Raw genomic sequence first — 14,086 nt, 5'->3', positions numbered from 1 at the left:
ACGCGTCCTGAGAACGGACAAACACTATTCATGCCAGCTATCAGACTTTGGCGTCGAACAATACGTGACTCGCGTTCGCGAGACTGTCTGCCAGCTTGAGGGCTTCCGCGGAGGGAATCTGTCGAACAACCTCACCCGTCTCGCTTGCGATCACCTTGACGATGACCTTTCCGGAATGTTCGTCGATGGAGAACTCCAGATTGCGCTTGATCGATTGAACGAACTTCTCGATCTCCTGCACCGCCAGCTTCAACTTGGCATCGTCCGTATCCTGACTCTTGGCAGCGGCCGGAGCTTCAGCCTTCACAACCTTAGGCGTCTCTGACGGTTTGTCAGCAACCGGCGTTACTGGCTTGGGAGCCGGATAAGACTGGTTAAGCTTGACGCTCATGTCCATGCTCATCACCTCCTAACGAAAAAAGGCGAGAGAGCGCGACTAGCGCACTCCCTCGCCCGAACTCATTCCGAAATTACTGAAGCAGCTTCAGTACAGCGGAAGGCAGTTGGTTGGCTTGAGCCAGTACGGAGGTCGAAGCCTGCTGCAGAGTTTGCTGCTTGGTCAGGTTAGCAGTTTCTGCGGCGAAGTCGGTGTCTTGTACACGACCCTGTGCAGCAGTGGTGTTCTCAACGATGTTTTGCAGGTTGGAGATGGTGCTGGTCAGACGGTTTTGCGAAGCACCCAGGCTCGAACGAGTGCTGTTGATCGTTGCAATTGCAGCGTCGATCGCGGTGATTGCGTTGTCGATGTTGGCAGCAGCGCCCGATACGCTTGCACCGGTCAGAACTACAGTACCGCTACCTACGGACAGGCTGACGGCGTCGAACTTGGAGCTCAGTACCAGGTCGATGTGGTTAGCCGAACCGGTGTTTGCGCCCACTTGCAGGGTCACAGTACCAGCCGAACCGTCCAGCAGGTTTTTGCCGTTCAGGTTGGTGGAAGCAGAGATACGAGTCAGTTCGTCCGACATCTGGGCGAATTCGTCGTTGGTTGCTTTCTGGTCGATGCTGCCGTTGGTACCGGTACGGGCTTTAACAGCCAGTTCACGCATACGCTGCAGAATGTCGGTCGAAGCTTGCAGAGCGCCTTCAGCGGTCTGAGCAACGGAGATACCGTCGTTGGCGTTCTGGATCGCCTGGTTGCCACCACGGATCTGGGAAGTCATACGGGTAGCGATCTGCAGGCCAGCGGCGTCGTCTTTAGCGCTGTTGATTTTCAGGCCGGAAGACAGGCGCTGCATCGAAGTCGACAGAGCGTCGGAAGCGCGGTTCAGGTTTTTCTGAACGTTCAACGACGTGGTGTTGGTGTTTACTGTTAAAGCCATGACGAATTCCTCGTTGGTTGGGTACTGCGGCTTCCGGCCCTGGCAACCGCCGGGTATGGCCTAGAGAACCTTCGTAATAGTTATCGTCGGGTAATCAGGTTGCTTGAGGGCTTTTTGAAAAAAATTTGCCATCACCCTGCCACCCCCGAGAAAACAAGGGCTTAGCGCGCCCCCTCCCACGAAAAAATGACGCCATAAAACTGCCCACATCACCAACCCTCGTGCCAGAGCCGTCGGTTCCCCGTCAGCGCTACGCACTGTCCAGCAATTCAATCAGTTCATACTCCATGAAATCGGCAAGTCCCAACCAGTCCTGGCGCTCCTGACACGCCAGGATGTGTGTCAGTACCTGCGCCCACGACTGCTGGACATTCTCAGGGGCGAGCGCAAAAAACCGCTGTGCCTCGTCGAATACATCGACCATGGTCAGCGCCGCTTCGACATCACGGCCCAAACGAAACAATCCCGCGCATTGCCGACATGCGCTGATGCACATCACCTGCGCACTCATTGCACAAACTCCGGATTGAATTGCGTGCCCACGATCATCGCCCCTGCCCGACTGCTGTTAAGGAAGCTGACCTCTGGGTGCAGAGCGATATACCGCTCCAGCACGCACAGGTAGCCACGAAAATTCAGCTGCGTCCTGACCCGTTCGCCATACCCGTCACGAACCCAGTGTCGCGCCTGCTCCACGGGAGGCCCCAGATCGCCATCGTCCCATCCGGCATGTGTCTTGTTCATCGGGAAGGCAAAGTCGGCGCCGAACAGCGTGATGCGCGTGCCGCCCATTTTCACGGCCAGGTCCACGGCGGGGTGAATCACGCTGCCGCCGGCATGCAATTCGGCCCGAGGGTGCTGCTGACGCAACGTGGCGTAGACCGGGCTGGCGGTATAAGCGCCATAGCGCTTGCCTCTCCAGGCCTTCAACACCGTCGGGGAGCTCATGGGCAGATACACCAGCGGGATGCCGTCGGACTCCTCGAAAGGCAGATGCCGAAAGCTGATCAACTGATCGATCGTCACCACCAGATCGGGGATGATCCCGTGCTGACGCAAAGGTCGATAAGCCGTATCGACACAAATGAACAGCGGCCGCTCGGCCTGGACACGCACCGACGCCAGCCGTTCAAAATGTCCTTCCAGGCTCGGTCCGGTGCCGATCACATAGATTTCGCGGCCGATGCAAGTGCCAAACAGTTGCGCCACGTCATCATCCGCAAGCAGCACCTCCAGGCTATCGCGCAAGCGCTGCTGAATCGCCGGCAATTGCGGATCGAACTCGCGATTGTTGAAACTCAGGTGAACTTCATTGACCAGCCGATCACGCACCTTGGCATTGAAGTCATCGGCCAGGAGCATTTCCGCGGGAAGGGCAAAAAACGGTGTGAAGATATCGGCGTGATCGCCGGCGTACATCAGTTCCACCCTGGGGTCTTCAAGCCATTGCCGCTGATCGAGCAGTTGCAACACCAGCGCAAACAGGGCGCCGTTAAGGACGTGCACGTACAAGCGTTCAAGCCCGGCACGCTCCAGCAAAACCGCTGGCAAGTCGCCAAGGCCGGTGCCATAGACATGCAATCGCGGTTTTTCCGGCAGGCTGGCTGCCTGGACCCGGGCCTCGTGAATCCGGTCATGGCGACTGGTCAGCTGGATCCCGTCCACGCTCAGCGTAGAGCCCAAGCCTTGTACCAGCTCGGCTTGAATGGCCGAACTGTCTTCAGCCACCAATCGTGCAAACAACGCCGGCCAGCGCAGCTGGATCACCTGGGCGTTGGCTTGGAAAAACTCGCTCATGCCGGCTCGCGCTCCGTTCAGGCAAAAAAATAGCGCTCAAGGTTAACCTTGAACGCTATTTTTGTATCCGCCGTTTTTTATCCGGCTCAAGGACGATAAATAATCGCCGAGCCCCACGACAGACCGACACCAAAACCGCTCAACGCAATACGCTGCCAATCGGAATCGAGTACGTGTTTTTCCAGCAGCAACGGAATGCTCGACGACACGGTGTTGCCGGTCTCGACCATGTCCTTGATGAACTTCTCCGGCTCGCCTTCGAAACGTCGTGCCACCGCGTCGACAATCGCCGCGCTGCCCTGGTGAATGCAGAACGCATCAATGTCGTCAGCCTTGAGGCCTGAATCATCGAGCAGCTCATGCAGGTGCGCCGGAACTTTCAGCAGCGCAAAGTTGAACACCTGACGACCGTTCATGAAGAACACGCCATCGGTGACTTTCAGGTGCGGAGCGCCGGAGCCGTCAGTGCCGAACTTGGCCTTGCCCAGCGCCCAGCTCGGATCTTCGCCCATCCAGGTAGCGGTGGCGGCATCGCCGAACAGCATGGTGGTGTTGCGGTCTTCCGGATCAACGATTTTCGAATACGGATCAGCGGTGATCAGCAGGCCGTTCTTCAGCCCGGCGGCTTCCATGAAGCCCTTGATCGCGTAGATGCCGTAGACATAACCGGAGCAGCCCAGGGAAATGTCGAACGCCGCAACGTTGGTCGGCAGACCGAGCTTGTCCTGCACGATCGCGGCAGTGTGCGGCAGGCCTTCTTCATCACCGTTCTGGGTGACGACAATCAACGCGTCAATCGATTCACGCTTCAGATCAGGGTTGCTGGCAAACAGCGCATTGGCCGCTTCCACGCACAGATCGGAGGTTTCTTGTTCAGCGTCTTTGCGCGGCAGAAATGCCGAACCGATCTTGCCAAGGATGAACTCTTCATCCTTCTCGAATTTTGCACCTTGTGCGTAATTGTCCACGCCGGCTACAGGAACGTAGCTCGCAATGCTTTTTATGCCAATCATTACGGCTTCCCAATAAAAAACAGCCCAAGACCACCGCTCGCAAGGATTCGAGGGGCGCCGACAAACAGAAATTGGCCGCCACGAAGGGCGGCCAGGGGGAGCGCAAAGGGCTATCACTGGAACCGAAAACGGGCCAGGCGCCATCTCCCCGATCAATACAATACAGTGAAGATGCGCGTTATGACTCGCAGGTCACGCTATTTTGCCGAATCGGTGCAGATCGGCTTATTCGACCAACGACCAATCCAGCGGCGTGCCGCGCTTGATCGGCGTGCGAGCGCGGCGGCCGAGAACGGCGTCGGTGTGCTTGGGCGGCAGACCGAGGCCGGGACGAATGGCCCGCAGATTGTCCCGAGTAAAGGGCTCACCCGCGGCCATGTCGGCGGTCACGTACAGCGAACGGCGATAGACCACCGATTTCAGTTCAGCTTCGGTGGCGCCGTATTGCACGTGCCCCAAAGCCTGCCAGGCACGTTCGGTTTCCAGCACCAGACTGGCCATTTCTGCAGGTTCCAGCGAGAAACTCGCATCAACCCCACCTGCCGAACGGTCAAGGGTGAAGTGTTTTTCCACCACCGTCGCGCCAAGCGCCACGGCTGCCACCGACACACCGACGCCCATCGAGTGGTCGGACAGTCCCACCTCGCAACCGAACAATTCACGCAGATGAGGGATCGTGCGCACGTTGCTGTTGAGCGGTGTCGCCGGATACGTGCTGGTGCATTTGAGCAGCACCAGATCCTTGCAGCCCGCCGCGCGGGCAGCGCGCACGGTTTCGTCGAGTTCGGCGATGCTGGCCATGCCGGTGGAAATGATCAGCGGTTTGCCGGTGGCGGCGACACGGCGAATCAACGGCAGGTCGGTGTTTTCAAAACTGGCGATCTTGTAGGCCGGCACGTCGAGACTTTCGAGAAAGTCCACGGCCGTGTCATCGAACGGCGTCGAGAACGCGAGCATCCCCAGCTCTTTGGCCCGGGCGAAAATCGGCGCATGCCATTCCCAAGGCGTATGGGCTTTCTCATACAGATCGTAGAGCGAAGTCCCCGCCCACAGACTGCCCGGATCCTTGATGAAGAACTCGCCTTCGGCCAGATCCAGCGTCATCGTTTCGGCGGTATAGGTTTGCATTTTCAAGGCATGCGCGCCGGCCTTGGCGGCGGCTTCGACAATTTGCAGGGCCACATCGAGCGACTGATTATGGTTGCCGCTCATCTCGGCAATGATGAACGGCGGCGCATCGGCACCGATCAGACGGTCGCCAATCTTGAAACTGCTCATGTGTGGTGTTCCTTCAAAACCTTGGTGAACGCGCAGGCATTTTGATTGAAGCCGGCGTCGCGAAATACATTCAATGAAGCGTGATTATCCGGCTGCACCTGGGCGGAAATGGCGGTCAATTGCGGCCAGTGTGCCCGGACAAATGACTCGCCCCGCGCCAGCAGCGCCCTGCCCCAGCCAAGGCCGATTCGCCCTGCAAACAGATGCAGCGAAACGTCGGCTTCGAAGCCGCGCAGGTCGTAACGCAACACCCCGACCGGGCCGTCGTCGGCCTCGGCGATCAACAACAAGTGCTGCGGATTACGCAGACTGGCGCGCATTCCGTCGAGCAGCAGCGGCGTGTCGTCCTGCGTCGCCGGACGAACCTTGAGCACGGCGCCGGCCAACGCCGCAGCGACTCGCAACGCTCCACGCCCATCGACCAGTTGCCGCGAACGTTCTGCCAGGCTCTGCCGCAAATACTGATTTCCCGCGACGAAACCAATCGCATCGCGCAACTGCTCGACACTGACCTGCTCCCGCGCGCCCATGAATACATGGGCGCCGGCTGCCGCCATGACTTCGCCATTGACTTGCTGGTTGTTCGACACCGCGATACAGATGGTCGGCAGGCCCAGCGCCGCACGCTCCCAACTGGTACCGCCGCCAGCGCCGATAAACAGGTCGGCCTCGGTCATGCGCTGATGGAAATCACTGACAAAGCTGTGCAGACGCCAATTCGGTCGCGTATCGCTCAGGGCTTGCATTTGCGCCCACGCCGGATTGTCGGCACCGGCAACAAAGTCCACTTCCAGCTCGGGAAAACCCACCAACGCGAGCATCGCATGATGAGTCTGCATCGCTGCGTCGAAACCACCGAAATTGACCAATACCCGTCGCGCCCTGGCTTTGATTTCGATCGCCGGGCCGTTGAACTCTTCACGCAACATCGCATAACGCGGACCGAGCAGGGTGCGGCAGCCATCAGGCACTAGCGCAGCGTAGTTTTCGCTGAGCCCCGAGAGATTCTGATTAAGCAGCAGATCAATGCTGTAGCGCCGAGTGGCGAGATCATCGACCGCAGCGATGTGCGGCGCCCAACGACGCGCGGCGGTTTGCCAGTGATGATCGAGACCGTAGTGATCGACGATGATCCAGTCGAATTCGCCATGACCTTGCAGTAACGCGCCCAATGCATCGATGTCGGCCTGCCACGGCAGCATCGATTCGATGGCTTGTTGCGGGTCTTCATCGGGGTAGAAATCCGGTAGCGCGAAGGTCTCGAAACCCTCCTCGCTCAGGACGTCGAGCCGATGCCCCGGCAAGCGCCGACAAGCAAACGCGACATGACTGCCCTGCTCGCGCAGCACGCGAGCCAAGGTCAGACACCGGGCAATGTGGCCGCTGCCAATGGTCGGCGAGGCGTCGGCGCGAATCAGCACTCTCATTGCAGCTCTCCGCCGGCCTTGAGCGCGGCGTAAAGGTATTCGGCGCGCTTCCAGTCTTCAGGCGTATCGATGTCCTGCACCAGATGTCGCGGCAAAATCACTGGAAGACTCGCCGACGAATAAACCACTTCGCTGCGCAACCAGGCGTCGCTGCGCCCCCAGTAAAACTGGCCGGCATCCTGAAACGCTTCGGGCAAATCCTGCGAGCGGGTGTTGCGAAACTCCGGGTACAACGCCGTGAGCGCGCCCTGCCCGTCCAGCGTCAACGCTCGCTGCACCGGAAAACCGAAACTGCAAACCGAGAAGGCAAAGGACTTGTCCGGATGCAGCTTCAGCAACTCGAATCCCTCGCGCAGATAAGACGCCTGCAACAGCGGCGCCGTGGCGTACACGCAACAGGCGTAATCGAAGGCTGGCAGTTGCTGCAAGGCATGCACGATCACGGCTGCGGTGCCGGTGAAATCATCGGCCAACTCCGCCGGGCGCAGGAACGGCACCTGCGCGCCATGCGCCCGCGCGACATCGGCGATCTGCGCGTCGTCGGTACTGACCACGACCTGATCGAACACGCCTGAATCCAGTGCCGTGCGGATCGAGCGGACAATCATCGGCACGCCGTCAAACAGCGCAAGATTCTTGCGCGGGATGCGTTTGCTGCCGCCACGGGCCGGGATGATTGCGACGTTGCTCAAGGGCGCTTTTCCAATAAAAACCAGGTGACATCATCTGCCGGGAATTGCGCATCGCGGTGATACACGAAGCCGTAATCGAGCAACTGCAGATCGGCATAGCGATCGAGCATTTCGCCAGCAAAATCGCGTTTGAAAAGTTTGCCGCTGTTGCCGCGATAGGACACTTCCATCGGGACCGGACTGTAATACTCGGCGATCAGGATGTAGCGCCGGCTCAGAGCATACAACTGCGCATACGCGCTCGCCAAAAGCTCCGGCGCCAGATGGATCAGCACGCCTTTGCTCAGGCTCAGGTCGTAGGTGCGCTCGCGGGGAAAGTCGAACAGCGAGCCGTGCCAGATCTGCGCAATGTCCAACGCCCGCGCCTGGGCGCAGGCGCATTCATTGATCTCGACCCCGAACAGTTCACTTTGCGGCAGCAATTGATGCAACGCCTGCAGGTTGTTGCCGGCATTGGTGCCCAGTTCCACCACGCTGGCGATGCGTGCGGCGCGGCTCAGAGCCCTGTCGAACAGCGCCAGATTGGCGGCCACCAGTGGCTTACCGATGTTGCGGTCAACGTACTGATTGCCGAAATCGCCCTGCCAGAATTTTTCCTGCTCACTCAGCTCACGCATTGCACAGCCCCATCCACCGCCGCAGCGGGATTTATTCGGTCAGCCGACGTAACTGCTCGATCACATGGTCCTGCTGTTCCTCGCTGAGCAACGGATACAGCGGCAGGCTGATCGCCTCGGCGTAATAACGCTCGGCTTCGGGGAAGTCGCCCTCGGCAAAACCCAGGTCGCGATAGTACGGCTGCAAATGCACGGGAATATAGTGAAGATTCACTCCGATACCGGCTGCACGCAAACCTTCGAATACCTGCCGATGCGTCAGGCCGACGCGCTCGGTCTGCAGTCGCACCACGTACAGATGCCACGCCGACTCCGCCTCCGGCTGCGCACTGGGCAAAGTCAGCGGCAGATAGGCCAGCAAACGCTCATAGCGCGCCGCCAGTTCACGACGACGCGCGATGAAGTCGTCCAGCTTGGCCAGTTGCGACAGGCCCAGCGCAGCCTGCAAATCGGTGATCCGGTAATTGAAACCCAGCTCGATCTGCTGGTAATACCAGGGACCGTGGCTGGGCTCGGTCATCTGCTGCGGATCACGGGTCATGCCGTGGCTGCGCAGACGCTGCAAGCGCTCGGCCAGCTGCGCACGATTGGTCAGCACCATGCCGCCCTCACCCGAGGTGATGATCTTCACCGGGTGAAAACTGAATACGGTCATCGCCGCAAATTCACCGCAACCCACCGGACGCCCGGCGTAGCTGGCGCCCACCGCGTGCGAGGCATCCTCGATCACGGTGAAGTTGTAGCGCACGGCCAGTTCGGCAATCTTGCGCATATCGCAGCTCTGCCCGGAGAACGCCACCGCGATCAGGACTTTCGGTAATGTGCCGTCGTGCTCGGCCTGCTCGAGCTTCGCCTGGAGGGCGACAGCGTCGAGGTTCCAGGTCAGTGGATCGATGTCGACGAAATCAACTTCAGCCCCGCAGTACCGCCCACAATTGGCCGACGCGAGAAAGGTGTTCGGCGTCGTCCACAACCGATCACCCGGCCCCAGGCCAGCCGCCAGGCAGGCAATGTGCAGAGCCGCCGTGGCGTTGCTCACCGCGACGGCGTAATCGGCCTGGCAACGCTCGGCCATGGCCTGCTCGAAACGCTCGATGCTCGGCCCCTGGGTCAGCCAGTCCGACTGCAGCACTTCGACGACGGCATCGATGTCTGCCTGATCGAGGCTTTGCCGACCGTAGGGGATCATGCCGAGAGCTTCGCGTGCAGGTCGGCGATCTGCCCGACCGAGAGGAAATGCGGATTGGTGTCGGAGCGATATTCGAAATCTTCGCTCACGGCATGACCCCGTTCGCCGAGTTTGTCGACGGCAAAATCGACATCGACACTGGTAAAGCGAATCGATGGCTGGATGGTGTAGTGATCCGCAAACTCAAGGGTCATCCGTGCATCGTCCAGCGGCACCATCAACTCATGGAGTTTTTCGCCGGGACGAATGCCGACGTTCTTGTGCGGCAGATGTTCAGCCATGCCGTGCGCCAGATCGACGATGCGGATCGACGGGATCTTCGGCACGAACACTTCACCACCGTGCATCCGCGCGAAGCTGTCGAGCACGAACTGCACGCCGTGGTCGAGGGTGATCCAGAACCGCGTCATGCGCTCGTCAGTGATCGGCAAATGCTCTGCGCCGTCGGCGATCAGCTTGCTGAAGAACGGCACCACCGAACCCCGCGAGCCGGCCACATTGCCATAGCGCACAACGGCAAAACGGGTTTCCTGCTCGCCGGCAATGTTGTTGGCGGCGACGAACAATTTGTCCGAGAGCAACTTGGTCGCACCGTACAGGTTGATCGGGCTGGCCGCTTTGTCGGTAGACAACGCCACAACCTTTTTCACGCCGTTGTCGATGGCGGCGGCAATGATGTTCTCCGCGCCATTGACGTTGGTGCGGATGCATTCGGTCGGGTTGTATTCCGCCGCCGGCACTTGCTTCAACGCAGCGGCATGTACCACGTAGTCGATGCCGCGCATGGCCTGACGCAAACGCTCGGCATCGCGCACATCACCAATGAAATAGCGCATGCACGGTGCGTTGAACGTCTGCTGCATTTCGTACTGCTTCAACTCGTCACGGGAGAACACCACCACGCGCTTGGGCTGGTATTGCTCCAGCAGACGGGCGATGAATTTGCGCCCGAACGAGCCGGTGCCGCCGGAGATGAAGATTGATTTGCCGTTGAACATATCTGAATTCCTGTGTCCTGTTCGCCAGCCTTAGCCGAGCAATTGCGCCCAATTGATCGGGGCACTTTCACCCAGGGTAAAACCTTTGCCGGTCAGCGCCAGGTTGGCGTTGTACGCCGGATCCTGTTCAAAGGCCGCGCTCCACTTCTCACGCAATGCAGACAATGCGTCAGGGGCTTGCGGCAACTCGCCGGTGTGCAATACCTGCACCAGCGGCGTCCACACCGTGAGGTAACCGGCCTGCCCGGCCTTGAGACACAGATCAACATCGCTGAAGCCGTCGGCGAAGGTCACTTCGTCCAGGCCACCCAGTGCGTTGAACAATTCTTTGCGCACCATCAGGCACACCTTCGACACCGCCGAATAGTTCTGCTCGACCGCCAGGCGCTGCATGTAACCTTCGCTCGCGTGTTTCTCGCCGATGAAGGCCGAAGCCACCCCGCCGTTCAACCCGAGAATCAAACCTGCCTGGGAGATCTTGCCGTCGCGGTCCACCAGTTTGGCACCGACGATGCCGACCTCAGGACGCTGGGCGTGATTGAGCAACGACTCGATCCAGTTCGGGTTGACCACTTCACTGTCGGTGGCCAGCAGCACCAGATATTCGCCCTGCGCCTGCTGGCTGGCCGCGTTGTACAGCGCCACTTGATCAAGCGGGCGATCTGCATGCAGCACCTGCACTTTGGCGTTGCGCAGCGTTCCCAACCAGTCATTGATCTCGGCCGACTGGTTCGGGTTGACCGCAATCAACAGCTCATAGCGGGTGTAACGGGTTCTGAGCAGCACGCCATCCAGGCAGCGTTGCAAGGCGCCAAGATCGTCGCCGGCAGGCACGATCACCGAGACCAGCGGCCGCTCGGCATGGCGATAGTCGATCTGCCAGGTGCCAGGCTGCGTCGAGGTGACCTGAGCCTTGTAACCGCGATTACCCAAATGGCGCAGCAGCGCCTGCCGCTCGTGAGCATTTTCTGCCAGTTCCGGCGCGCGGGTGATCAGCAACGGTTCGTCGAGATGGGCCAGGCCGTCGAGGCCGCCCTGCTCGATGATGCGCAGCAGCACATCGAGTTCCAGCGCCTTGCTGAAATCGACCTGATAACCACCGAGTTCAGTCAGCACTTCGCGACGAATCAACCAGTGCCGCGCCATCAGTGACGGAACGCTCTGCAGCAGATCCAGGTTGAAGCCCGGGCGGAACATATTTACCAGCGCACCATTTTCCTGGCGCTGGATTTCATCCGTGGCCACCGCACGCACACCTGGCGCCGCCATCAATTCCAGGCTGGCACGCAACAGGCCGGCAGCCGTGAACTCTTCACCCGCCTCCGCCAGCAGCAGCCAGTCGCTGGTCGATTGATTGACGCTCTGGTTGAGCTTGTCGACGAAGTTGCTTTGGGTCACTCGCACAAAGTGCAGCGTATTTTGTGCAGTGGTTGCAGCTGGCGGCTCACCCGTGGTGAAGACCACGACCTTGAAGGCTTTGCTGTGGCCTTCGAGCAAGCTGTCCAGGGAGATCTGCAACTTGTCGAGGTCGTCGTCCAGATCGAGCAGGAAAATGCCGAACTGCGGACCACCGCCATTGTCGGCCAGGTGCCGGGCAATCGCCGCAGCCTGTTCGGTATCCGGCGTACGCGCAGCGAGCCACTTGAGCAGGCGGCCGGTCAGCATTTTCTCGAATACAGGCTGATGCCCTTCGAGCAACGCTGCGTCCAGGCGCGCAACCCAGTCACGCAGCACTGGCGCGTCGTCTTCCTCGTCCAGCGGTTGCAATTGCGCGATCAGTTGCTTGATCACCGTGCGATTGAACACGTTAAGGTCGTGCGCCTGCCACAAGCGGTCGAGCACGCTTTCCGGGGTGTCATTGTTGCGTGCCAGCATCAGGCTCTGCTGGCGAGCCCAGATACCCTCCAGCTCCTTGAGCTGAACGCGTCCGGCCGGCATCGCGTGCAACAGAAACTCGAATTGAGTCAGTTGATCGAAAAACACCTGGTTGTAGAACGGCATTTCAACGTATTGCTTGGGACCGAAGCGACGCTGTGGCCCGGCCTCGATATCGATCCATGTCGACTCGAAGATGAGCTCGGCGGTGAGTGCCCGGTTGGTCTGCAGGCTTTCGGCGAGCGTGGCAAAACTCTTCAGAACAAACTGTTTGCCCTGCTGTGGATCCTGGTGCCCAAGCTGGGTCGGCAGCCCGGCAAGGAACTCGGCAAACGCTTCACGTCCGGCCACGCTCTTGGCGTCCATATAGGCCAGAGAGTGATAGATCTCGGTGTTGTGATCAGACTGTTCGTAGTTGATTTCGCGCACGACATAAGGAATCGGCAGAATCCGCGCCTTGCCCCGAGCCAGCATGTAATAGGTGTGACCGACTTCCTGCCACTGGAAGATCGTGTCTTGCGGCATCGCGTTGTACCAGTCGCGCAAGATCGCCGTACGCTGCACCGCATAGAACGGCGGCAGGTACTGATGCATGTAATCGAGCAGGCGATCCTCGGCCTGATCGGCCGAGTAGTCCTCGCAGACTTTCTTGTCGCGGCGGTAGTAATTGACGCTGTTGGCCAACGCCAGATACATCATGCTGTAGCCATGGCACAGGCTGTAATCGGGGTTGGCTTCCATGAACGCCACGGCTTCATGCAGGGCGTCATGCACAAGGAAATCATCGTCGGCGGCGAACACCATGTAAGGCGTCTGCAACTGCTCGACACCGTAGGCGAGCTTGGCGCGAATGCCCCAGTAGCCGAACTGCGGCAAGTGCTGATAATCCACGTTGGTGAATTCGGCAGGGATGCCCGCCAGCGCCACCGCCGACGAATCCAGCACCAGAATCCTGCACGGCAGGCTGCTGTAGAAGCGAATGGCTCTACGCAGAAACGCCGGGCGTTCGTGAGAGATCAGCACAATGGTCAACTGTTCGTTGAGTGCCAGACCGGTTTCAGAAGTGTTCTTGCCTTGCATATATTCCCCACACGCGGCGAGTCGCCGAAAACTCATCGTTGTTTGTCGATTAACGCACGCGACGCAGATAACCATCCGGCGCGACTGTGATCAGCAATTTGCTGTGAATCGACTGATCGATCTCGAAATCGCGGTTTTCTTCCAGGTAAGCCCACACTGCGGTTTTCGGGTTGTCACCCTTGCCCCACGGACGATCCGGGAAAGCATCGGCCGGCATGTCTTCGACCACGGTGTCCATGACCACGCAATAACTGCCCACCGAAACCAGTGGTGCATACAGGCGCAGCTCTTCGAGGACGTGCTCGTGGGTGTGGTTGGAGTCCAGCACCACCAGGACTTTTTTGCCCTGCACACGCTCGCGCACCTGATCGACGATCGCGGTGTCGATGCTCGAACCCTGGATCATGCTGATGCGTTTGAACATCGGGTGCGCTTCGATCGCTTCGCGATTGTGCTCGCGGATATCAATGTCGATGCCCAACACTTCGCCATGCCCGATCAGTTCCAGAATCGAGGCATAGAACACCAGCGAACCGCCGTGGGCGATGCCCGTCTCGACGATCACGTCCGGACGCAGGTTCCAGATGATTTCCTGCATCGCAACCATGTCCTGCGGGAACTGAATGATCGGCCGGCCCATCCAGCTGAAGTTGTAGGTGTACTTGTGTCTGGCCGTGGTGCCGACCCAGTCCAGGGACTCGGTCTGCAAGGCCTTGTCTTGCTGCAGGCCTTCGATGTTGGCTTTTACTTCTTCGCGAAACTGTTCATGCGGATTCATTACAACTCTCCAAAAATTCG

The 14,086-nt window shown here is 59.4% G+C and carries 13 protein-coding genes; all 13 read right to left on the bottom strand.

Going from position 1 to position 14,086, the window contains the following annotated elements; translation table 11 throughout:
- Window positions 1-40: 40 nt before the first annotated feature.
- The 13 genes from ACVVH8_RS08170 to ACVVH8_RS08110 all read right to left on the bottom strand — a co-directional run bounded on the left by ACVVH8_RS08170 (window position 41) and on the right by ACVVH8_RS08110 (window position 14,066).
- Window positions 41-397, bottom strand: a complete 357-nt coding sequence (locus ACVVH8_RS08170) for a flagellar protein FlaG (RefSeq protein ID WP_103305361.1) — start codon at window positions 395-397, stop codon at window positions 41-43.
- A 73-nt stretch (window positions 398-470) separates the two neighbouring features.
- Entirely contained in the window at window positions 471-1,322 is an 852-nt protein-coding gene (locus tag ACVVH8_RS08165) for a flagellin domain-containing protein (protein ID WP_016984295.1), read from the bottom strand.
- A 250-nt stretch (window positions 1,323-1,572) separates the two neighbouring features.
- Entirely contained in the window at window positions 1,573-1,833 is a 261-nt protein-coding gene (locus ACVVH8_RS08160) for a hypothetical protein (RefSeq protein ID WP_475229434.1), read from the bottom strand.
- Window positions 1,830-3,119: a motility associated factor glycosyltransferase family protein gene (locus ACVVH8_RS08155; protein ID WP_475229432.1), complete on the bottom strand. Its 1,290-nt coding sequence runs from the start codon at window positions 3,117-3,119 to the stop codon at window positions 1,830-1,832. The genes ACVVH8_RS08160 and ACVVH8_RS08155 overlap by 4 nt, the downstream gene beginning before the upstream one ends.
- A gap of 86 nt (window positions 3,120-3,205) precedes the next feature.
- Window positions 3,206-4,132, bottom strand: coding sequence for a ketoacyl-ACP synthase III (locus ACVVH8_RS08150; protein WP_064119546.1), 927 nt, complete (start codon window positions 4,130-4,132; stop codon window positions 3,206-3,208).
- A gap of 225 nt (window positions 4,133-4,357) precedes the next feature.
- Window positions 4,358-5,410, bottom strand: a complete 1,053-nt coding sequence (pseI, locus tag ACVVH8_RS08145; RefSeq protein WP_475229429.1) for a pseudaminic acid synthase — start codon at window positions 5,408-5,410, stop codon at window positions 4,358-4,360.
- On the bottom strand, window positions 5,407-6,837 hold the full coding sequence (pseG, locus tag ACVVH8_RS08140; RefSeq protein ID WP_475229426.1) for a UDP-2,4-diacetamido-2,4,6-trideoxy-beta-L-altropyranose hydrolase: 1,431 nt from the start codon (window positions 6,835-6,837) through the stop codon (window positions 5,407-5,409). The genes pseI and pseG overlap by 4 nt, the downstream gene beginning before the upstream one ends.
- Entirely contained in the window at window positions 6,834-7,529 is a 696-nt protein-coding gene (gene pseF, locus ACVVH8_RS08135) for a pseudaminic acid cytidylyltransferase (protein ID WP_475229424.1), read from the bottom strand. The genes pseG and pseF overlap by 4 nt, the downstream gene beginning before the upstream one ends.
- Complete coding sequence (locus ACVVH8_RS08130; RefSeq protein WP_103305355.1) at window positions 7,526-8,146, bottom strand: pseudaminic acid biosynthesis-associated methylase; 621 nt, start codon at window positions 8,144-8,146, stop codon at window positions 7,526-7,528. Before ACVVH8_RS08130 ends, pseF begins: the two co-directional genes overlap by 4 nt.
- Before the next feature lie 31 nt (window positions 8,147-8,177).
- Window positions 8,178-9,335 (bottom strand): UDP-4-amino-4,6-dideoxy-N-acetyl-beta-L-altrosamine transaminase, encoded by a 1,158-nt coding sequence (pseC, locus tag ACVVH8_RS08125; RefSeq protein WP_475229422.1) that lies wholly within the window; start codon window positions 9,333-9,335, stop codon window positions 8,178-8,180.
- Window positions 9,332-10,333 carry a UDP-N-acetylglucosamine 4,6-dehydratase (inverting) gene (gene pseB, locus ACVVH8_RS08120; protein ID WP_103305353.1) on the bottom strand — a complete coding sequence of 334 codons (1,002 nt, stop codon included), beginning with the start codon at window positions 10,331-10,333 and terminating at the stop codon, window positions 9,332-9,334. Before pseB ends, pseC begins: the two co-directional genes overlap by 4 nt.
- A gap of 30 nt (window positions 10,334-10,363) precedes the next feature.
- Entirely contained in the window at window positions 10,364-13,288 is a 2,925-nt protein-coding gene (locus ACVVH8_RS08115; protein WP_475229419.1) for a TIGR00180 family glycosyltransferase, read from the bottom strand.
- A gap of 49 nt (window positions 13,289-13,337) precedes the next feature.
- Window positions 13,338-14,066 (bottom strand): cephalosporin hydroxylase family protein, encoded by a 729-nt coding sequence (locus tag ACVVH8_RS08110; protein ID WP_213027934.1) that lies wholly within the window; start codon window positions 14,064-14,066, stop codon window positions 13,338-13,340.
- Window positions 14,067-14,086 lie beyond the last annotated feature (20 nt).

This window comes from Pseudomonas trutticola BRTCR10, assembly GCF_056155105.1.
The sequence above is the reverse complement of the archived record's forward strand: the minus strand, read 5'-3'. Positions and strand labels throughout refer to the sequence as shown.

What these genes read in the sequence shown, in the direction of transcription:
- ACVVH8_RS08170 (WP_103305361.1), bottom strand. Translation starts at nt 397, where the DNA reads ATGGACATGAGCGTCAAGCTTAACCAGTCTTATCCGGCTCCCAAGCCA.
- ACVVH8_RS08165 (WP_016984295.1), bottom strand. Translation starts at nt 1,322, where the DNA reads ATGGCTTTAACAGTAAACACCAACACCACGTCGTTGAACGTTCAGAAA.
- ACVVH8_RS08160 (WP_475229434.1), bottom strand. Translation starts at nt 1,833, where the DNA reads ATGAGTGCGCAGGTGATGTGCATCAGCGCATGTCGGCAATGCGCGGGA.
- ACVVH8_RS08155 (WP_475229432.1), bottom strand. Translation starts at nt 3,119, where the DNA reads ATGAGCGAGTTTTTCCAAGCCAACGCCCAGGTGATCCAGCTGCGCTGG.
- ACVVH8_RS08150 (WP_064119546.1), bottom strand. Translation starts at nt 4,132, where the DNA reads ATGATTGGCATAAAAAGCATTGCGAGCTACGTTCCTGTAGCCGGCGTG.
- pseI (WP_475229429.1), bottom strand. Translation starts at nt 5,410, where the DNA reads ATGAGCAGTTTCAAGATTGGCGACCGTCTGATCGGTGCCGATGCGCCG.
- pseG (WP_475229426.1), bottom strand. Translation starts at nt 6,837, where the DNA reads ATGAGAGTGCTGATTCGCGCCGACGCCTCGCCGACCATTGGCAGCGGC.
- ACVVH8_RS08130 (WP_103305355.1), bottom strand. Translation starts at nt 8,146, where the DNA reads ATGCGTGAGCTGAGTGAGCAGGAAAAATTCTGGCAGGGCGATTTCGGC.
- pseC (WP_475229422.1), bottom strand. Translation starts at nt 9,335, where the DNA reads ATGATCCCCTACGGTCGGCAAAGCCTCGATCAGGCAGACATCGATGCC.
- pseB (WP_103305353.1), bottom strand. Translation starts at nt 10,333, where the DNA reads ATGTTCAACGGCAAATCAATCTTCATCTCCGGCGGCACCGGCTCGTTC.
- ACVVH8_RS08115 (WP_475229419.1), bottom strand. Translation starts at nt 13,288, where the DNA reads ATGCAAGGCAAGAACACTTCTGAAACCGGTCTGGCACTCAACGAACAG.
- ACVVH8_RS08110 (WP_213027934.1), bottom strand. Translation starts at nt 14,066, where the DNA reads ATGAATCCGCATGAACAGTTTCGCGAAGAAGTAAAAGCCAACATCGAA.